This is a genomic window from Micromonospora sp. NPDC004704 (genome assembly GCF_053601675.1).
In genome coordinates, this window is record NZ_JBSGCD010000010.1 from 120,224 (window position 1) to 138,654 (window position 18,431).

10 protein-coding genes are annotated in these 18,431 nt (G+C 71.8%); 5 read left to right on the forward strand and 5 right to left on the reverse strand.

What is annotated here, in order from left to right:
• Positions 1-1,263, forward strand: a complete 1,263-nt coding sequence (locus ACWEFB_RS16555; protein WP_452286234.1) for a hypothetical protein — start codon at positions 1-3, stop codon at positions 1,261-1,263.
• Between the two features lie 109 nt (positions 1,264-1,372).
• Here the strand turns inward: ACWEFB_RS16555 and ACWEFB_RS16560 are convergent, their stop codons facing one another.
• The 3 genes from ACWEFB_RS16560 to ACWEFB_RS16570 all read right to left on the reverse strand — a co-directional run bounded on the left by ACWEFB_RS16560 (position 1,373) and on the right by ACWEFB_RS16570 (position 4,453).
• Positions 1,373-2,173 (reverse strand): ABC transporter permease, encoded by an 801-nt coding sequence (locus ACWEFB_RS16560; protein WP_326557424.1) that lies wholly within the window; start codon positions 2,171-2,173, stop codon positions 1,373-1,375.
• Positions 2,170-3,132 (reverse strand): ATP-binding cassette domain-containing protein, encoded by a 963-nt coding sequence (locus ACWEFB_RS16565; RefSeq protein ID WP_326557425.1) that lies wholly within the window; start codon positions 3,130-3,132, stop codon positions 2,170-2,172. Before ACWEFB_RS16565 ends, ACWEFB_RS16560 begins: the two co-directional genes overlap by 4 nt.
• Positions 3,133-3,214: 82 nt before the next feature.
• The gene (locus tag ACWEFB_RS16570; protein WP_452286236.1) at positions 3,215-4,453 is read right to left on the reverse strand and encodes a cytochrome P450 family protein; all 1,239 of its coding nucleotides are present in this window, start codon (positions 4,451-4,453) and stop codon (positions 3,215-3,217) included.
• Positions 4,454-4,653: 200 nt separating this feature from the next.
• Between ACWEFB_RS16570 and bioA the strand changes: the two genes are divergently transcribed.
• Complete coding sequence (bioA, locus tag ACWEFB_RS16575) at positions 4,654-6,015, forward strand: adenosylmethionine--8-amino-7-oxononanoate transaminase (RefSeq protein ID WP_452286238.1); 1,362 nt, start codon at positions 4,654-4,656, stop codon at positions 6,013-6,015.
• 59 nt (positions 6,016-6,074) lie between these two features.
• Here bioA and ACWEFB_RS16580 read toward each other — a convergent pair whose 3' ends face one another.
• Both ACWEFB_RS16580 and ACWEFB_RS16585 read right to left on the reverse strand, forming a co-directional pair.
• On the reverse strand, positions 6,075-6,812 hold the full coding sequence (locus ACWEFB_RS16580) for a thioesterase II family protein (RefSeq protein ID WP_326557428.1): 738 nt from the start codon (positions 6,810-6,812) through the stop codon (positions 6,075-6,077).
• Positions 6,812-13,276: an amino acid adenylation domain-containing protein gene (locus ACWEFB_RS16585; protein WP_452286240.1), complete on the reverse strand. Its 6,465-nt coding sequence runs from the start codon at positions 13,274-13,276 to the stop codon at positions 6,812-6,814. The genes ACWEFB_RS16580 and ACWEFB_RS16585 overlap by 1 nt, the downstream gene beginning before the upstream one ends.
• A gap of 114 nt (positions 13,277-13,390) precedes the next feature.
• On the opposite strand from ACWEFB_RS16585, the gene fabD reads away from it, so the two are divergent.
• From fabD to ACWEFB_RS16600, 3 genes are read left to right on the forward strand one after another with little or no spacing between them, the layout of a single operon-like run.
• A complete protein-coding gene (fabD, locus tag ACWEFB_RS16590; RefSeq protein ID WP_452286242.1) occupies positions 13,391-15,637 on the forward strand; it encodes an ACP S-malonyltransferase in 2,247 nt (748 codons plus the stop codon).
• Between the two features lie 45 nt (positions 15,638-15,682).
• Positions 15,683-16,624, forward strand: coding sequence for a DUF6039 family protein (locus tag ACWEFB_RS16595; protein WP_326557431.1), 942 nt, complete (start codon positions 15,683-15,685; stop codon positions 16,622-16,624).
• A gap of 3 nt (positions 16,625-16,627) precedes the next feature.
• Positions 16,628-18,430, forward strand: a complete 1,803-nt coding sequence (locus ACWEFB_RS16600) for a non-ribosomal peptide synthetase (protein ID WP_452286245.1) — start codon at positions 16,628-16,630, stop codon at positions 18,428-18,430.
• Position 18,431 lies beyond the last annotated feature (1 nt).

Sequence of the window (18,431 nt, forward strand, 5' to 3'; positions counted from 1 at the left end):
GTGACCGAGTTCGCTCTCGACGCGCCGGTGCTGGTCCGGCCGTACACCGCCCGCAGGGACGGTGACTTCGCCGTGATCGGCGACGATGGTCGTCAGGTGTACCTGTCCATCCCCGCGGAGGGTCTCGACCTGCTCGAGTGGCTGCGCGAGGGCGTCACCCTCGGCGAGGCGGTCCACCGCTTCGAAACCAGGCACGACGAGTCCCCGGACGCGACGGCGTTCCTCGAGGCGCTGGCCGAAGAGGGCTTCGTCGCACCGGCGGGAGCGCCGGACGAGACGCCCGCGCCGGAGCAGCCGCCGCGCCGCCCGACGCGCACCTGGAATCTCGACTGGATGTCCCAGCGCACCGCGCAGCGCCTGATGAGCTGGCCGGTCCTCGCCGCGGGCGGCGTGGTGACCCTGGTCGCGGTGGTGCTCGCCGTCGACCGGCCGGGGCTGCTGCCCGGGCCGTCCAGCCTCATGTTCCACACGTACTTCTGGGCGTACCTGTGGATCGTCCTGGGAATCACCTGCGTCGGCGTGTTCCTGCACGAGCTGGGTCATGTCGTCGCCGCCCGCAGCGCCGGGGTCTCGGCGCGCATCGCGATCGGCAACCAGATGTACGCGATCGTCGCCCAGACCGAGATGTCGGGAATCTGGTTGGCATCCAAGCGCCAGCGGTACCTCGCGCTGATCGCCGGTGTCCTGATCGACGTGGTCGGCGCGGCGCTGCTGTTCATCACGCTGTGGCTGAACAACGTCGGGGTTCTCGGCCTGCCCGAGCCGGTGCGGCTCGTGGTCGCCGGAACGCTCTTCACGTCGTTCATCCGGCTGCTGTGGCAGACGTTCGTCTTCCTGCGTACCGACTTCTACTACATCATCGCGACCGCGTTGAACACCCGCAGCCTGATGGCGGACACCGGCGCGTACCTGCGCAACCTCGTGCGGCGGGTGCGGCGCCGCCCGCTGATCGACCAGTCCGGCGTCGGCCCGCGCGAGATGCGCAGTATCCGGATCTTCGCCGTGGTGTGGATCCTCGGTCGCATCCTCTCCCTGGCCACCCTGTTCACCGCCACGATCCCGCTGCTGTGGTTCTACGTGGGACGGGTGGTCGCGTTCTTCCGCGGCGAGCATCTGACCGGCAGCTTCACCTGGGCCGACGTGCTGGCGTTCGCACTCCTGACGTTCCTGGTGGACGGCGGTGGCCTCGTGATGTGGATATTCTCGCTGGCCCGCTCCAGCCGCCTGAGGCGCCGTGCCCCGGACCGTGTCCTGGTCGAATAGCCCACCGGGCTACCCGGTCACACACCGCGCCGCCACACGACAACTCCGCCCGGGCATCAGATCGCCTGGGCGGAGTTGTCGTGTCGACGACCGTACGGGGAACCGAGGCTCAGCCGCCGGCGGCCTTGCGGAACTGGCTGATCGCCAGGGGAATCGAGAGGGCCAGCAGGACGCCGATCCACAGGAGGGAGGCGGCGACCGGGTGCTGCATCGGCCAGACGTCCGGGGCGGTCGACGGGTCGACGTTGCCGAACTGGACCCGGAGGGCCTGGACGATGGCGGACACCGGGTTCCACTCCGCGATGGTCTGCAGCACGCCCGGCATGGACTGGATCGGCACGTACGCGTTGGAGAGGAAGCCCAGCGGAATCGCGATGGTGAAGCCGGTGCTGCTGACCACCTCCGGCGCCCGCGACGCCAGTCCGACGACGGCCATCAGCCATGACAGCGCGTACGCGAACGCCAGCAGCAGCGCGAACCCCAGCACCGCATCGGGGAACGACGAGTGGACCCGCCACCCGACGACGAGGCCGAGCAGGGCGGTGACCGTGATGACCACCGCGCTGTTGACCACGTCGCTGGTCGTCCGGCCGACGAGGACCGCCGACCGCGAGATCGGCATCGACATCAGTCGGTCGACGATGCCGTTGCGCAGATCCCCGGCGATCGCGGTGCCGGTGTTGACGGCGCCGAACAGGACCGCCTGGACGAAGATCCCACCGAGCAGGTACTCGCGGTACGGGACACCCGCCACGTCGATCGCCCCGCCGATGATGAAACCGAACAGCAGCGTCATCATCGCCGGTGCGACGGCGGCGTTCAGCAGGAGCTCCGGGACCCGCAGGATCATCCGCAGATTGCGCTTGGCGACGACGGTGCCCTCGCCGAAGGCCAGTGCGAAGGCGTTCACGCGTGCTCCTCTACGGTTTCCTGGACCGGGTTCGCGGTGAGCGCGAGGAAGACGTCGTCCAGCGTCGCGGTCCGCAGCCCCGTGCCGAGGACGGGGATACCGGCCTCGCGCAGGAGCCGTACACCGGCCAGCAGCGCGTCGACGCCGTCGTCCACCGGTACGGCGAGCCGGCCGCCGATCTCGTCGACGGTCACCGGGCCGGTGCCGACGGAGGCGAGTACGGCCTGCGCAGCCGGCAGGTCGGCGTCCGGCCCGACGGTGACCTCCAGACTCTCCCCGGAGACCCGGCTCTTGAGTTCGTGCGGTGTTCCGGTGGCGACGACCCGGCCGTGGTCGATCACCACGATCTGGTTGGCCAGCCGGTCGGCCTCCTCGAGGTACTGGGTCGTCAGCAGCAGGGTCATGCCGCCGGAGACCAACTCGCCGATGGTGTCCCACAACGCCATCCGACTGCGGGTGTCCAGCCCGGTCGTGGGTTCGTCGAGAAACAGCACCTTCGGGGTGGAGATGAGCGCCGAGGCCAGGTCGAGCCGACGGCGCATCCCCCCGGAGTACTCCTTGGTGCGGCGCTTGGCGGCGTCGACGAGATCGAACCGGTGCAGGAGCTCTTCGGCCCGTTCCCGGCTCCGCCTGCGGCCCAGGTGCAGCAGCTGGCCCAGCATCTCCAGGTTCTCGAATCCGGTGAGGTTCTCGTCGACGGCGGCGTGCTGGCCCGACAGGCTGATCACCTTGCGGACCTTGGCCGCCTCGCTCACCACGTCGAGTCCGGCGACTTGGGCCCGCCCGCCGGACGGCGCCAACAGGGTTGTCAGCAGCCGAACGGCGGTGCTCTTGCCGGCGCCGTTCGGGCCCAGCAGCCCGGTGATCGTGCCCTCCGGCACCACCAGGTCCAGCCCGTCCAGCGCGGTCACCTTGTCGAACTGTTTGCGCAGGCCCTCAGCGACGATCGCGTTGGCCACGTTGTTCCTCCCTCTGCGGTTCGGTCGGTGGGCTGTTGACCGGCCAGCCGAACCGCGTGGGAGCCGGTCGAACAGATCGGGTTCAGAACGCCACGGACAGGGCGCTCAGGCCGCGCAGGGTGAGCCCCGGCCGCCAGGGTGTGTCGTCGATGCTCTCCGCCGGGTGCAGGTCGGGCATCCTGGCCAGCAGGGTGTTGATGGCGACCTGGCCCTCGACGCGGGCGAGCGGGGCGCCGAGGCACATGTGGGCGCCGCGGCCGAACGCGAGGTGCCGGTTCGGGGTGCGTTCGATGTCGAGCCGGTCCGGGTCGGCGTAGCGGTTCGGATCGCGGTCGGCCGCGGCGAGCACCGCGATGACCATCTCTCCCCGGCGGATCGGTACGCCGCCGATCTCGGTGTCCTCCGCGGCGAACCGCGGGAAACTGATCTCGATCGGGCCGTGGTAGCGCAGCATCTCCTCGACGGCGCTCGGCGCGAGGTCGGGTTTGCTCCTGAGCAGGGCCAACTGGTCCGGGTTGCGGAACAGAGCCAGCACCATGTTGCCGATGAGGTGCTGCGTGGTCCCGAGGCCACCGACCACGAGCAACGCCACCATCTTGAGCAGGTCCTCGTCGGTCATCCGCTCGCCGTCGGCCTCGGCGAGGGCCATCCCGGAGATGAGATCGTCGCCGGGCTCCGCGCGCTTGTGCTGGATGAGCGCGTCGAGATACCGCACGAACTCCTCGATCTCCGCCATGACCTCCATCGGGCTCATGCCCTGCGGCGCCGACTGCGCCGACGTGGGGTCCAGCGACAGCAGCAGTTCCGACCACAGCCGGAACCGGTCGCGGTCCGCGCGCGGGATGCCCAGCATGTCGGACATCACGGTCAGCGGGAGCGGTACGGCGAAGTCCTCGACGAGGTCGAAGGTCCGGTCCGGGCGGGCGAGCAGGCCGTCGATGAGCTGATCGGTGATCTGCTGGACTCCCGGGCGCAGGCGCTCGACGTACTGCGGGGTGAAAGCCATCTGCACCAGCCGGCGCTGCCGGGTGTGCTCCGGTGGGTCGACGCTGCCCATGCTGCCACCGAGCAGCCGGACGACCGCCTCGGGCAGGGCCGGCATCTCCATGCCCTCCGGCATCACCGTCGGGCTGGTCTTGAAGCGGTTGTAGTCGGCGAGGAAGCTCGCGGACTCGTCGTAGCCGGTGACCAACCAGACGTCCTGCCCGGTGGGCATCCGAACCCGGGCGACCGGGTTCTCGTACCGCAGCGCGGCGTAGGTGTCGTAAGCGATGGACCTCGCCGCGACCGAGGTCAGGTCGAGGTGCTCGGAGGTCGTCACGTCGGCGTCTCCTCTCCAGCATCCGGCCGACGCCGATCGGCGCCGACCGCGGGATGAGCATTTCGGGGTCGCGCCGACACCTCTGCTCAGAGTTGAGCACTGACCACGTTGCGCACTACTGCGCAGACGTCGCGGTCCCCGAACGGGTGATACTGCGTCATCTTTGACCCGGTTCCCACCCGATGACGGAGCGCCGACTCATGGACCTCGAAATCACGGAGACCGAACGCCTGCGAACGCTGGACCAGCAGCGTGTGTGGCACCCCTACACCCCGACCGACGCCTACCTGAACGCGAAGCCGCTGGTGATCACGCACGGTGAGGGCGTGTACCTGGTGGACAGCGACGGCAACCGGTACCTCGACGCCGGCTCCTCCCTCGGCGTCAACATCCACGGCCACCAGCGCAGGGAACTCAACGAGGCGCTTCTCGCGCAGACGGCGAAGATCGCGCACACGACCCTCTACGGCATGACCCACCCCGGCGCGGCCGAACTCGCCGACCGGCTGGTCAAGCTGGCACCCGAGGGCATCGACAAGGTGCTGTTCCTGGAGTCCGGCTCCAGCGCCGTCGAGACGGCGATGAAGATGGCCTACTCCTACTGGGTTTTCAAGGGATCCCCGCAGCGCAACAAGTTCGTCTCGATGGGCGGTGCCTTCCACGGCGACACGCTCGGCGCGCTCTCCGTCGGTCAGATGACCATCCTGAAGAACTTCTACCAACCGCTGCTGCGCCCGACGAGTTCGTTCGCGCAGCCGTACGCGTACCGGTGCGGGCTGTGCAACAACAACTGCAGCCTCGCCTGCGCCGACACCCTGGAAGAGGTGCTGGAGCGCGAGGGCGACGAGGTCGCGGCGGTGCTCGTCGAGCCGAGGGTGCAGAACGTCAGCGGCATGGTGGTGGCCCGGGACGGCCACCTGGCCCGGGTCGCCGAGATCGCCCGCCGGTACGGGGTCCTGCTCATCGCCGACGAACTCGGCGTCGGCTTCGGCCGTACCGGCCCGATGTTCGCGTGCCAGGCGGACGACGTCTCGCCCGACATCCTGTGCGTCGGCAAGGGACTCACCGGCGGGTACCTGCCGCTCACCGCGACGATGGCCTCGGCCGAGGTGTTCAACGCGTTCCGCGGCGACGGCAAGATGCTGCTGTCCGGACACACGTTCTCGGGCAACCCGTTGGCCGTCGCCGTGGCGCTGGCGAGCCTCGACCTGTTCGAGAAGGACGACCTGATCCGCCACGGCCAGTCGCAGGCCGTCGTCCTGACCGAGGAGCTGGACAAGATCCGTCAGGTCCCCCACGTCGGCGACGTCCGTCAGTGCGGCCTGCTGGCCGCCGTCGAGCTGGTGGCGGACGTGGAGACCCGGGAGCCGTTCCCGTGGGAACTAGGCGTCGCCACGCGCATCACCGAGCGGTGCCGGGAACTCGGCATGATCATCCACTCGGCGCCGAGCGACACCATCGTCATCGTGCCGCCGCTCGCGATGACCGAGGAGGAACTGCGTACGTCCATGCGCATCCTCCTGCAGGCGACCCAGGAGGTCGTGGCCGCGTTGCCGGCCTGACCCACCGGACATGACGGGACGGGCCCGGCCCGTCCCGTCAGCTGTCCGCGGTCAGGGTCTCAGGGGTACACGGCGAGGTCCGCCCGCAACGCCTCGGCGAGCTCCGGAGGCGGGCCGGCGAGGTAGAAGTGCCCCCCGCTGAACACCCGGAGGCTGAAGTCCCCGGTGGTGACCTCCGCCCAGGAGCGCATCTCGGTCACGTCGACCTCGGGGTCCGCGTCACCGGTGAGGGCCGACACCGGACACCGCAGCGGCGGGCCCGGCAACTGCTGGTACGTCTCGTTGACCCTGAAATCGGCCCGTAGCCCCGGCAGGAACACGGCCATGAGTTCCTTCTGCCGCAGCACCTCCTCCGGTGTCCCGCCCATCGCCGCGACCGCCGGCAGGAACTCGTCCGGGCCCAACGCGTGCAGCTCCGGCCGGCGGGCGGGCAGGTGCGGTGCGCGCCGGCCGGAGACGAACAGCCGGCTCGGCCCCTGCGTGATCGTGGACAGGCGCCGGGCCACCTCGTAGGCGACCACGGCACCCATGCTGTGACCGAACAGCGCGTACGGGCGGTCGGCGTGTGACCGGATCGCCTCGGCCAGCGGTGGTACGACGTGCTCGACCGCGGTCAGCGGCGCCTCCCGCAGGCGCGACTCCCGACCGGGCAGCACGACCGGGCAGACGCCGATCCGCGGCTCCAGCGCCGTTCGCCACGACCGGAAGAAGGAGCCTCCACCGCCGGCGTGCGCGACGCAGTACAGCAGCAGGGACGCGTCATCCGTGCCGGGCTCCTTGATCCAGGGGCTCGTCATCAGTGTTCCTCCTCGGCTCGCAGCACCACGTGCCCCACCGAGCCGGTCGCGCCGACCGCGGTGACGAGGGCACGCAACGGAGTGCCGGTCCACGGCTGCGACCGGTCCACGAACCGTACCGGCAGCGCGTCGAGGTCGACCAGCGGATTCGGCGCGGTCGCGACGAGGGTGGGGACGAGCCTGCGGTGCCGTAGCTGCAGCAGCACCTTGGTCAGCTGGGCGAGCCCGGAGGCGGCCTCCGCGTGACCCAGGTTCGGCTTCAGCGTACCGATCGGCACCCGGCGGCCCTGGGCGGTCGGACCGAAGAACCGGCCGACGGCCTCGACCTCGGCGGCGTCGGCCAGGACCGCGCCGGAGGCCGCACACTCGACGTACCCGACGTCGGCCGGCGCGACCCCGGCCTGACGCACGGCTTCGGCCAGCGACCGGGCCAGCGTGGCCGCGTCCGGGGTGCCGAAACGGCTCGTTCCGCCGGTGTGCCCGACCCAGGCGCTCTCCACCACCCCGTCGACCCGGTCGCGGTCCCGGCGTGCGTCGCCGAGCCGGCGCAGCAGCAGGGCACCGGCCCCTTCACCGGGCGACCAGCCGCCCGCGTCGGCGTCCAGCGCACGGGCCGCCGGCACCTCGGCGACCAGGCCCAGGCCCCGTAGCACCGACGCGTGGTACGGGTGCAGCAGCAGGTTGACCGCGCCGACCACGGCGGCGTCGCAGTCGCCGCGTTCGAGGCTCTCGACGGCCTGTCGCAGCGCGGTCAGCGCGGAAGAGCACGAGGTGTCGACCGCGACGCTCGGACCACGGAAGTCGAAGGCGTGGGAGATTCGGTTGGCGATCTCCGAGCCGGTGCCGGAGATGCGGGCCGGGCCGCCCTCGCGCCACCGGTCGGTCCCGACCAGGCGATGGTCGTGCCACATCACGCCGACGAACACCCCGACGCGCCCCAGCGAGCCGGCGGTGTGGCCGGCGTCCTCCAGGCACTCCCACACGACCTCCAGGAGGAGGCGCACCTGCGGGTCGAGGGTGGCGGCCTCGGCCGGGGCGATACCGAAGACCATGCTGTCGAAGGTCTCCACGTCGCGCAGGTAGCCGCCGGGAGGTCCGGCGCCGCGGCCGGGTGGCGGTGCCGCGATCGAGCAGCGGCCGGCGTCGAGGTTGCGCCACAGGGCCGCGACGTCGTCGGCGCCGGGGTAGCGGCCGGCCAGCCCGACCACCGCGATCCCGTCCGGCTCCTCCGGGTGCGGCGTGCGCGCCCTGCCCGTGGGTGCCTCGTGTGTCGCCGGTCCGCACAGGAAGGCCTGCTGGAACACGTGACCCTGGTCCAGCCGCAGGGCGGCGCGGACCGGCGCCGTGGCGACCCCGCCGACGGGGCACAGGCCCAGCCCACGGGCAGCCTGGGCACTCATCAGCAACTGGCCGAGGTAGCCGGCCTCCAGCGCCAGGTACCGCTCGGTGTCCTCGCCGTACAACGGGCGGATCGCCTTCTCCTGACCGACCAGGAACAGCTCGAAGGCGGCCCGGTCGTAGATCGGCCGGTTGTAGACGAAGTGCGCGGAGCGGTCCAGGCCGTCGCCGTCGCCGATACGGCGCAGGGTGTGCTCGTCGGGGTGGTAGTAGTACACCCCGGCCGGCAGCCCGGCGACCCGGTCCGCGGGTACGTGGACGTAGACCTGTACGCCGTAGGTGTCCCCGGCCGACGGGTACAGGCGTCGCGTCCGGTCCCCGTCGGGCAGCGGGCGCAGCAGGGCGAGCAGCGACGCCAGCGCGGCGAACGGCACCGTACCGTCGAGGAAGTCACGTCTCGTGCCGCGCCACCGGTACTGCCGTACGTCGGGGTGATCGTCGGGCAGCGGTACCGCCTCGCCGTCGTCCCGCAGCTCCCGTCGGGTCGAGGCGAAGGCGGCGCGGGCGGTGGGGGAGAGCACGTCGACGGTCTCCGGGTCCGGGTCCGGTGTCGACACGGCCGGGGCGGTCCCGACCGGCACCCCGGACACGTGTGCGGCGATGCCGTCGACGGTCGGATTCTCGAGCAGCACGGCGACCGGCACCCGGGTACCGAACCGCTCCTGCAGCCGCATCGACATCTGCACCATGGTGAACGACGTGGCACCCTGGTCCCACAGGTCCGCGGCGGGATCGACGGCCTCGCCGAGCAACTTGCCGACGAGGTCGGTGAGCGCCTGCCGGATGTTCTGCCCGCCCGGTGACGCGACCGGTGCCGCCGTGGTCAGCGGCCAGGGCAGCCGGTCGCGGTCGAGCTTGCCGTTGGGCGTGGCGGGGAACTGGTCGAGCACCGCCAGATGGTTCGGGACCATGTAGTCGGGCAGCGTCTGCGCGGCGAAGGCACGCAGCTCGCGTACCCCCGGTGTGGTACCGCCGGCGGCCAGGACGTAGGCGACCACCTTGCGCTCGCCGCCCTCGTCGCGCGCCACGACCACCGCGTCCTTCACCTCCGGATGGCTCCGGAGCCGGTGCTCGATCTCGCCGAGCTCCACCCGGAAACCGCGGATCTTCACCTGGTGGTCGGACCGGCCGAGGAAGGTGATGTTCCCGTCGGGGAGGAAGCTCGCGCGGTCCCCGGTGCGGTACATCCGGTCGCCGGGCGGCCCGAACGGGCACGGTACGAACCGGTCCTCGGTGAGATCGGGCCGGTTGCGGTAGCCCAGGCTGAGCACCTCGCCGGCGATGAAGAGATCGCCCTCCGTACCGATCCGGCAGGGCCGCAGATCGCCGTCGAGGATGTAGTACCGGGCGTTGTCGATCGGTCGGCCGTACGGGATGCTGCGCCACCCCGGGTCGACCGCACCGACCCGGAACCAGTTCGACCACACCGTGGCCTCGGTGGCGCCGCCGAGGTTGATGACGTCGGCGGCGGTGAAGCAGGCGCGCAGGTCGTCGGGGAGCGCCAGCGGCATGTAGTCACCGCTGAGGAACACCAGCCGCAGGTCGGTCGTACCGGGCCGTCCCCGGTGCGCCGCGGTCAGCGGCACCACGTGCGCCAGGGTGGTCGGCGCGGAGTTCCAGAACGAGACCGGCTCGTCCAGCAGTACGTCGAGCAGCAGCGCCGGATCCTTCTGCTGCTCCTCGTCCGCGACGTAGATCGACGCGCCGAAGCACAGCAGCCCGAGAAGGTCGAACACGGACAGGTCGAAGCCGAGCGACGTCACGCACAGTCCGACGTCGTCCGGCCCGAAGTGGAACGTCCGGCGCGCCCAGTGCAGGAGGTTGTGCACCGCCCGGTGGGTGACCGCCACACCCTTCGGTCGCCCGGTGCTGCCCGAGGTGAAGATGATGTACGCCGTCGCCCGGTCGTCGGTGACGGGTTCCGGGTCCGGCACGGCGGCGGTGCCGATCCGGTCGGCGTGGACCACCGCGATCCCGGCCGGCATCAGGTCGGACGCGTGCAGTGCCAGGTCGGACGTGGTGACGAGGGCGGTCGCGCCCGCGTCGGCCAGCATCGCCGCGGCCCGTGCCGGCGGAATCGACGGCTCGACCGGCAGGTAGGCGCCGCCGGCCTTGAGCACGCCGTAGACGGCGGCGACCATCAGCGGCCCGCGGGCGACGCTGATCCCGACGACGGACTCGGCGCCGACCCCCGCGGCGCGCAGCCGTACGGCGATGCGGTTCGCGGCCGTGTTGAGCTCGGCGTAGGTCATGGTGCCGCCGCGCCAGCGTACGGCGACCGCCTCGGGTCGGGCCCGCGCGTGCGCCTCGAACGCCAGCTGCACCGGCCCCTCGTGCGGGAACTCCACGGCGGTGTCGTTCCAGCCGTAGACGACGTCGGACAGTTCGGCCAGGCCCGTCAGCGCGGCCCGGTACGCGTCGAAGATCCGGTTCAGGGCGGGGTCCGGGATCGCGCCCTCGGTGCAGTCCCAGAACAGCCGCAGCTCGTCGTCGCCCTCGTCGATGGCGATGCAGTCCAGCGCCACGTCCGGCGTACACGTCAGCCACGGCCCGGCGGTCACCCCGTCGGGCAGCGGCGCGCCGGCGAGCTCCAGCAGGCCGGTACAGACGACCGGGTAGCCGGATCCGCCGTCACGCATCCGGCGCAGCACCAGCCGGCGCAGCTCGGCGAGACCGGACGCGCCGTCCGCGGCCGCGTCGGCGGTGAGGTGCCGGTCGTAACGCTCGGCGAGGTCGAGCAGCGGCTCCCCCGGCTCACCACGCCGCAGCCAACTCAGCGCGGTCAGCTCCGCCGGCCGGTACGGCTCGGACTGTGGCGTCCAGCGCACCAGCGGTACCGCGAAATCGTCCGGGAAGTGCGTGCCGAGCGCCTCGGTGAGCGCGGCCATGAGGACCGCGTCGAGAGCGACCCCCCGTTCCCGGGCCAGCCGTCGGATCCGGGACCAGCCCGGCACCCGGGCGGTGAGCCGCCGTCGGGGCCCGTTGGTCGTCCCGATCGACGGGCCGGGTGGCAGGTCGGCCAGGTGTTCGCGCCAGTACCTCGTGGCGTGCCGGTCCGGCGCCGCCTGCGGGAGACGCGACGGTACGGCGGTCGGCACCGTCGCGTCCGGTTCGGCGTAGCGGCGCATCAGCTCGCGCAGCATGAGGTGGATGCTGCGCCCGTCGGCAACCAGCAGGTCCACGGTGACGTGCACGGTCGCCGAGCCTGCGCTGTCCACACCGACCCGCAACTCGCCCTGCGGGAGCCGGCCGAGCGGGTAGGCCCGGCTCACCATGTCCCGCTGCGGCTCGGCCTGCTCCGCAACGTCCGTCACGGGGATGTGCCACCGGTCCGGTACGGCGTCGTGCACGATCAGGGACCCGTCGTGGGTGACGACCGTCCGCAGCGGCTCGTACGCCGCGAGCAGGCCCAGCCAGGCCGCTTCCAGGCGGGGCAGGTCGATCCGGCCGACCTCGAAGCCGTGCACGACCTGGCAACCGGTCCACGGCCCGGTGCCGCCGGTGATCCGGTCCACGAAGTACGCCTGCTGCAGGTCGTTGAGCGGCCGGGCGCCTTCGGTTCCGACGGGCCGGAGCCAGCGCAGCGTGTTGACGAACCAGGCGAAGGCCCCCGCCACCACACCCGGCCGGAACGCGCCCTCCAGGACGTCCCACCGTACGTGCAGCTCGCCGTCGCGTTCGGCGATCTGGGCGTCGAGCGTGACGCCGGTCGTCTGGCTGACCGCGTACCTTCCGTCGGCCCCGCCGCCGCCGATGTCCAGCAGGCTGGTGAAGATCACCGGCAGGTCGGCCGGTACGGGCAGCCGTCGGGACCGCAGCTCGCGCAGTGCCGCCACGCCGGGCACGTCACCGTGCTCCAGGTCCTGGCGCAGCCGATCGTGCACGGCCCGTGCGGCCTCGGCGAGTGGCAGGCCGGTGGTCGGCTCCGCGACGAACACCGAGGTGGACGTGAACGGCCCCACCACGCTCGCCGTGTCCGCGGGCAACCAGAGCCGGCTGTTCGTGGTGAGCACGAGCGAACACCGGGGATCCGCGGCACTTCGCTGGAGTGCCTCGGCGAAGACGGTGAGGACCAGCGCGGTCGGGGAGACGCCGAGGTTGCCGGCAAGGGAGGTGACCGTGTCCCACTCACGTCCGGTCAACGCCGCCGTGTACGGCACCCGAGTGGTGCCGGGCTCCCCGTCGGACGCGGGCAGGCCGGGACCGGGGGGCAGGTCGCGCAGCCGGTCGGCCCAGTACTCCAGACCGTCGCGGTATCCGGGGGCGTCGCGGTGCCGGGCCAGCGCCATGCCGAGGTCGCGCAGGCCGTGGGCCGGGTCCGGGAGGCGGTATTCCGGGTCGTCGTACAGCCCCCACAACTGCTCGACGAGCAGCTCCAGGCCGGCTCCGTCGGTGATCATCGCGTCCACGCTCAGGTGCAGCACCCCGGAACCGTCCGCGTTCCGGGTCACCTCCACCGTCCACAGCGGATCCTCCGTGGGAACGTAACAGCGGTGGGAAAGCCGCTGCCGTACGGCGACCGCGTCCTGGTGGACCGGCATCGTCCACGCCGGCGCCCGCTCGGTGACGCGCTGGCGCCCGTCGGGCGTGAGGACCAGCCGCAGCGCCTCGTGGTGCTCGACGAGCCGGGCCCACGCCCCCCGCAACCGGTCCGGGTCGAGGTCGGCGACGTCGAACTCGCGGTACACGTGACATCCGGTCTGCCCGGTGCTCTTCGCCAGCAGGTACGCCTCCTGCAACGGGGTGAGCGGGAACGGCTCGTGCCGCAGGTCCGGCTCGGGGCGTACCACCGGGCGCAGCCCGCCGCCGGCCGGAGTGGCGCCGGTGGCGAGGGCGGCCAACTCGCGCGCGTTCGTGCACCGGCGCAGCGCGTCGGTCGGCAGTTCCGTACCGAGCGCGCCGCCGACCTCCAGCAGCAGCAGCGCGGCGGCGAGGGAGCTGAGTCCCAGCGACTGCAACGGCACGTCGGCGTCGACGGCGGTGCCGGGTGGCAGCACGTCGGACAGGACGCCCAGCACGGTTTCCACGGGATCCGGGCGGGCCGAAATGGCGCTCTGCTCGTCCATGCGCTCCTCGCTCCGAAGGCCGACGGCGTCGCCGCAACCTAAGCGCCACGGAGGCCCCTGTGCTGCTCAACTCTGGGCAGCCAGCGTGGTCCGAGGGGCTGGACAGTCCAAGTCGTGTCTGCCAGACCGAAATCCGCCTGGGTCTTCCCGGGGCAGGGGGCTCAGCGCAAGGGGATGGGCGGCGACCTGTTCGAACGCTTTCCCGACGAGTGCGCCGCCGCCGATCGGATCATCGGTGTCCCGGTGGCCCGACTGTGCCGCGAGGACGGTCGGCTCGGCGACACCCGGTACGCGCAGCCGGCCCTGTTCGTGGTCAACGCCCTGAGCTACCTGGCGGCACGCGACGACGAGCCGCCGGACTTCCTCGCCGGGCACAGCCTGGGGGAGTACACCGCGCTGTGGGCGGCCGGTTGCCTGGACTTCGAGGCGGCGCTGCGGCTGGTGTGCCGGCGCGGCGAGATCATGGCCCGGACCGCGGGCGGTGGCATGGTTGCCGTGGTCGGCGAGCGGTTGGACCGGCTGCCCGAGGTGCTCGCCGAGGCCGGCGTCGACGACGTGGACATGGCCAACGACAACGCCGACGGGCAGGTGGTGCTCTCCGGCCCCCGGGAGTCACTGGCCGCCGCGTCGCGTGCCGTGGCCACCGCCGGCCTGGGCCGGTGCGTGCCGCTGAAGGTCGCCGCCGCGTTCCACTCGCGGTACATGCGCGCGGCCTCGGACGAGTTCGCGGACGTGCTCGCGGGTGTGCGGTTCGCGCCGCCCAGGGTGCCGGTGATCTCGAACGTGACCGCCCGGCCGCACGACCCGGCGCTGCTTGTCGAACTCCTCGCGGTGCAGTTGCGCCGCCCGGTGCGGTGGCGCGAGACCATGGCGTACCTCGTCGCCCGAGGCGTGCGGACCGTGCGCGAGCTGGGCCCGGGGCGGGTGTTGACGGAGCTGTTCCGGCCCGTGCTCGCCGCGGCACCGGCCGTTGCGGGTGCTGGGGCGTCCGGGCCGGAGGTGCCGGGGTGCCCGCAGTTCCGGGCCGACTACGGAGTCACGTCGGCGTACCTCGCGGGTTCGATGTACAAGGGGATCAGCTCGGTCGACCTGGTGTCACGTCTGGGCAGGTCGGGACTGCTCGGCTTCTTCGGCGCCGGTGGCTTCGACCGGAACGGGGTCGAGGCGGCACTGCGGTCGCTGACGACCGACCCCGGCCCGGGACGCTTCGGAATGAACCTGCTCGCGATGCCCGACAATCCGGCGCTGGAGTCGGCGCTGGCCGAGCTGTACGTCCGGTACGACGTGCGGTACGTGGAGGCTGCCGGGTACCACGGCGTCACCGCGCCCCTGGTGCGGTTCCGGTTCGCCGGGGCGCACCTGGCCGCCGACGGCACCCCGGTCGCGGTGCGCCACATCGTGGCCAAGGTCTCCCGCCCCGAGGTCGCCGCGGCGTTCCTGCGCCCACCGCCGGACCCGATGCTGGCCGAGCTCGTGGCCGTGGGGGCGCTGTCGGCGGCGGAGGCGGCCGTCGCCGCGCGGCTGCCGGTGAGCGGGGACCTGTGCGCGGAGGCCGACTCGGCCGGGCACACGGACGCCCGGTCGGCGCTCACCCTCGTGCCGGACCTCGCGCTCCTGCGGGACGGGGCCATGGCCGGGCACGGCTACCACAAGCGGATCCGGCTCGGCGTCGCCGGCGGACTGGGGACCCCGGAGGCGGTCGCCGCGGCGTTCGTGCTCGGCGCCGACTTCGTGCTCACCGGCTCGATCAACCAGGCCACCCCGGAGGCGGGTACCTCCGCGGCGGTCAAGGACCTGCTGGTGCAGGTCGGAATCCAGGACACCGCGTACGCCCCGGCCGGCGACACCTTCGAGCTCGGCTCCAGGGTGCAGGTGATGCGCCGTGGGACGATGTTCGCTGCCCGGGCCAACCAGCTCCTGCAGCTCTACCAGCGGTACGACAACTGGGCCGACGTGCCGCCCACCGTCCGCGAGACCGTCGAACGGACCACGTTCCGCCGACCGTTCGAGCGGGTGTGGGAGGAGACCGAGCGGCACTACCGCGCCACCGGCCGGGCCGTCGAGGTGGAACGGGCGGATCCACGGCGGCGCATGGCGCTGGCCTTCCGGTGGTACTTCGCGCACTCCACCAACGCCGCGTTACGCGGTGACACCGCCGAGCAGGCGAACTTCCAGGTCCACACGGGACCGGCGATGGGTGCCTTCAACCGGTACGTACACGGCACCGAGCTGGCCGATTGGCGGCTGCGCCACGTCGACGTCATCGCCGGGATGCTGATGCGCGGAGCCGCGGAGATCCTTCGCCGCCGCTGCCCGACGGTGACCACTAGTGAGCAGTGCAACACGCCCGACGCTGATTAGCGTGGCCGGGCGTCTACCGAACCAGCGACAGCGAAGGAGTCTTCGATGACCACGACATCGAGCCCGCCGTTCGTGTTGCCGACGGCGCAGGATCAGACGTCGCTCGCCCCGGACGCGATCCTGCACTCGGGCAACGCCGGCGTGATCGTGGAACGGGTCGGGCAGTTGCGCGCCGAGTTCCGCTCCGAGGCCCGGCAGTTCGCCCGAGAGCTGTCGGAGTACCTCAACACGAACTACGCCGGCATCATCAGCGTGTTCGTCTACGAGGAGACGTTCGGGACGAAGGACCGGCTGCACTGGCTGATGCACCTCAAGTCCCTGCACGCCTACGAGACCCTGATCCGGATGGGCAGCCAGGACGCCGGCTGGCGGGACATCATCATGCGCCAGCGGATCGAGCCGGAGCGCGGCGGCGGCACCTGGGACCGCATGTTCCTCGACGGCGCCCTGCACGAGACGGTGCTCATCCCGTCGGCCTTCGGGATGTACGGCACCTCCGAGGCGACGCCGGACTCGGTGAACACCGACGAGGGCGCCGCCACGTTCGTGGTCCCGACCGCCCAGTTGCAGACCGACGTACCGATCGGGGAACAGCTCAACTCCGCCACCTGCGGCATCCTCATGCACCGCACCGGCGAGCTGCGCTACGAGTTCCGCGCCGAGGGCCGGGCGTTCGCCCGCGCGCTCTGCGAGAGCTGGAACCGGGCGCTGGCCGGACACGCCACGATCTACCTGTACGAGGAGGCGTTCGGTCAGTCCGACCGCATCCACCACTTCATCCACCTCAAGTCGCTCAGCTCGTACTACACGCTCATGGGCGTCCGGGCGATGAGCGATCCCGCGACCCGCGAGGTGTTCACCAAGCAGTGGATCCCGCAGGAGAAGGGCGGTGGTGGGTGGGAGCGTATGTTCGTCCAGTCGAGCCTGGCTGATCTCTCGCTCACGCCGCAGCACTGGGGCATGTACGCCACCAAGACGGAGCGCTGAGCCATGCCCGTCACGGACTGCCTGCACACCGCGTTCTCCCGTCGCTCCGCCGAACTTCCGCACCGGATCGCGGTCGTCTGCGGTGAGGATCGGGTGACGTACAGCGAGCTTGAACGGCTGTCGGACGAGCTCGCCGCGCGACTGCGCCGGTACGGAGTCACCCGCGGCGTGCACGTCGGTGTCTGCGTCGACCGTTCCGTCGACCTGGTCGTGTGCCTGCTGGCGGTGCTGAAGGCGGGCGGCGCCTACGTGCCCGTGGACGCCGACCATCCCGCGCCCCGGGTGGCCGCCGTGCTGTCCGACAGCAGGGTCCCCCTGACCGTCGCGGTGACCCGGACCGCGGACGCGCTCGCCGAGTGGTCCGGCCCGGTGCTCTGGGCGGACGACCTGGAGTCCGACGACGAGGACCCGCCCACCGCCTCCGCCGAGGCGCCGGTCGACGCCGGCCCCGACGACCCCGCGTACGTCATCCACACCTCCGGCTCCACCGGCGCGCCCAAGGGTGTCGAGGTCGCGCACCGCAGCGTGGTGGCGCTGCTCGACCGTGGCGGCGAGCTGTTCGGCTTCGACCAGACGGACACGTGGACCCTGTTCCACTCGATCGGGTTCGACTTCTCGGTGTGGGAGCTGTGGGGGGCGCTGCTGTTCGGCGGCAGGGTCGTCGTCGTACCGACGAGCACCGCCCGTACCCCGGCGCTGATGCTGGACCTGCTGCGCCGCGAGCGCGTCACGGTGCTGAACCAGACACCGTCGGCGTTCCGGCAGCTCGCCGCCGTGGACCTGGCATCGGACGGGCGCAACGATCTGCGTCTCGTGGTGTTCGGTGGCGAACGGCTCGACGTCGCGATCCTGGCGCCGTGGATCGCCCGGTACGGCGACGAGGCCCCACAGCTCGTCAACATGTACGGCATCACCGAGGTCACGGTGCACGCCACGTACCGCCGGATCACCGCCGCGGACCTCGACCGGCCGTCGGTGAGCCCTATCGGCCGGGCGCTTCCCGGCGTACGGATCGAACTGCGCGACGAGGCGGGCAACGCGCTGCCCGACGGCACCCCCGGCGAGCTGTACGTCGCGGGCACCGGGGTGGCGCTGGGCTACCTGCACCGCCCCGAGCTGACCGCCGAACGGTTCGTCGAGGCCGGCGGCGAACGCTGGTACCGCTCCGGCGACCGTGCCGTACACGTCGACGGGGAACTGACCTATCTGGGTCGGGTCGACCGGCAGTTGAAGGTCCGCGGCTACCGGATCGAGCCGGGCGAGGTCGAAGCCGCCGTTCTCGCACATCCCGGCGTGGGGACCGCGCTGGTCACCTCGGACGACTTCGGCGACGGTGACGTACGCCTGGTGGCCTACGTCGCGCCGCCGCCCGGTGCCGACCCGGTCGACCTCACGGAGGCGGAGCTGGCCGGGACGGTGGAGCACCTGCCCGGCTACCTGCGGCCGTCGCGTTTCCACGTGGTCGCCGACATCCCGCTCACCGCCCAGGGCAAGGCCGACCTGGCCGCGCTGGGTGGCGGCCGGGCCGAGCCCGAGCCCGCACCGGCCGGGGACACCGACGGGGACACCGTGTCGGTGGTGAAGGCGATCGCCGACGAGGTGCTGCGGCGGGACGTACCCGTGGACGGGGACCTGTTCGACCTCGGCGCCACGTCCCTGGCGCTCACCCGGATCGTCGCGATGGTGAACGACCGCTTCGGCACCGCACTCACCGGCGCCGAGCTCGAGGACCCGACGATCGGATGCCTTGCCGAGGTGGTCGGGGCAACGCGCCGGGACGACGCACTGCAACAGATTGGAGGCTGAC

Bases quoted from the DNA above. Each gene is read 5' to 3' on its own strand.
- bioA (WP_452286238.1), top strand. From the start codon at position 4,654: ATGGACCTCGAAATCACGGAGACCGAACGCCTGCGAACGCTGGACCAG.
- ACWEFB_RS16580 (WP_326557428.1), bottom strand. From the start codon at position 6,812: ATGACGAGCCCCTGGATCAAGGAGCCCGGCACGGATGACGCGTCCCTG.
- ACWEFB_RS16585 (WP_452286240.1), bottom strand. From the start codon at position 13,276: ATGGACGAGCAGAGCGCCATTTCGGCCCGCCCGGATCCCGTGGAAACC.
- ACWEFB_RS16595 (WP_326557431.1), top strand. From the start codon at position 15,683: ATGACCACGACATCGAGCCCGCCGTTCGTGTTGCCGACGGCGCAGGAT.
- ACWEFB_RS16600 (WP_452286245.1), top strand. From the start codon at position 16,628: ATGCCCGTCACGGACTGCCTGCACACCGCGTTCTCCCGTCGCTCCGCC.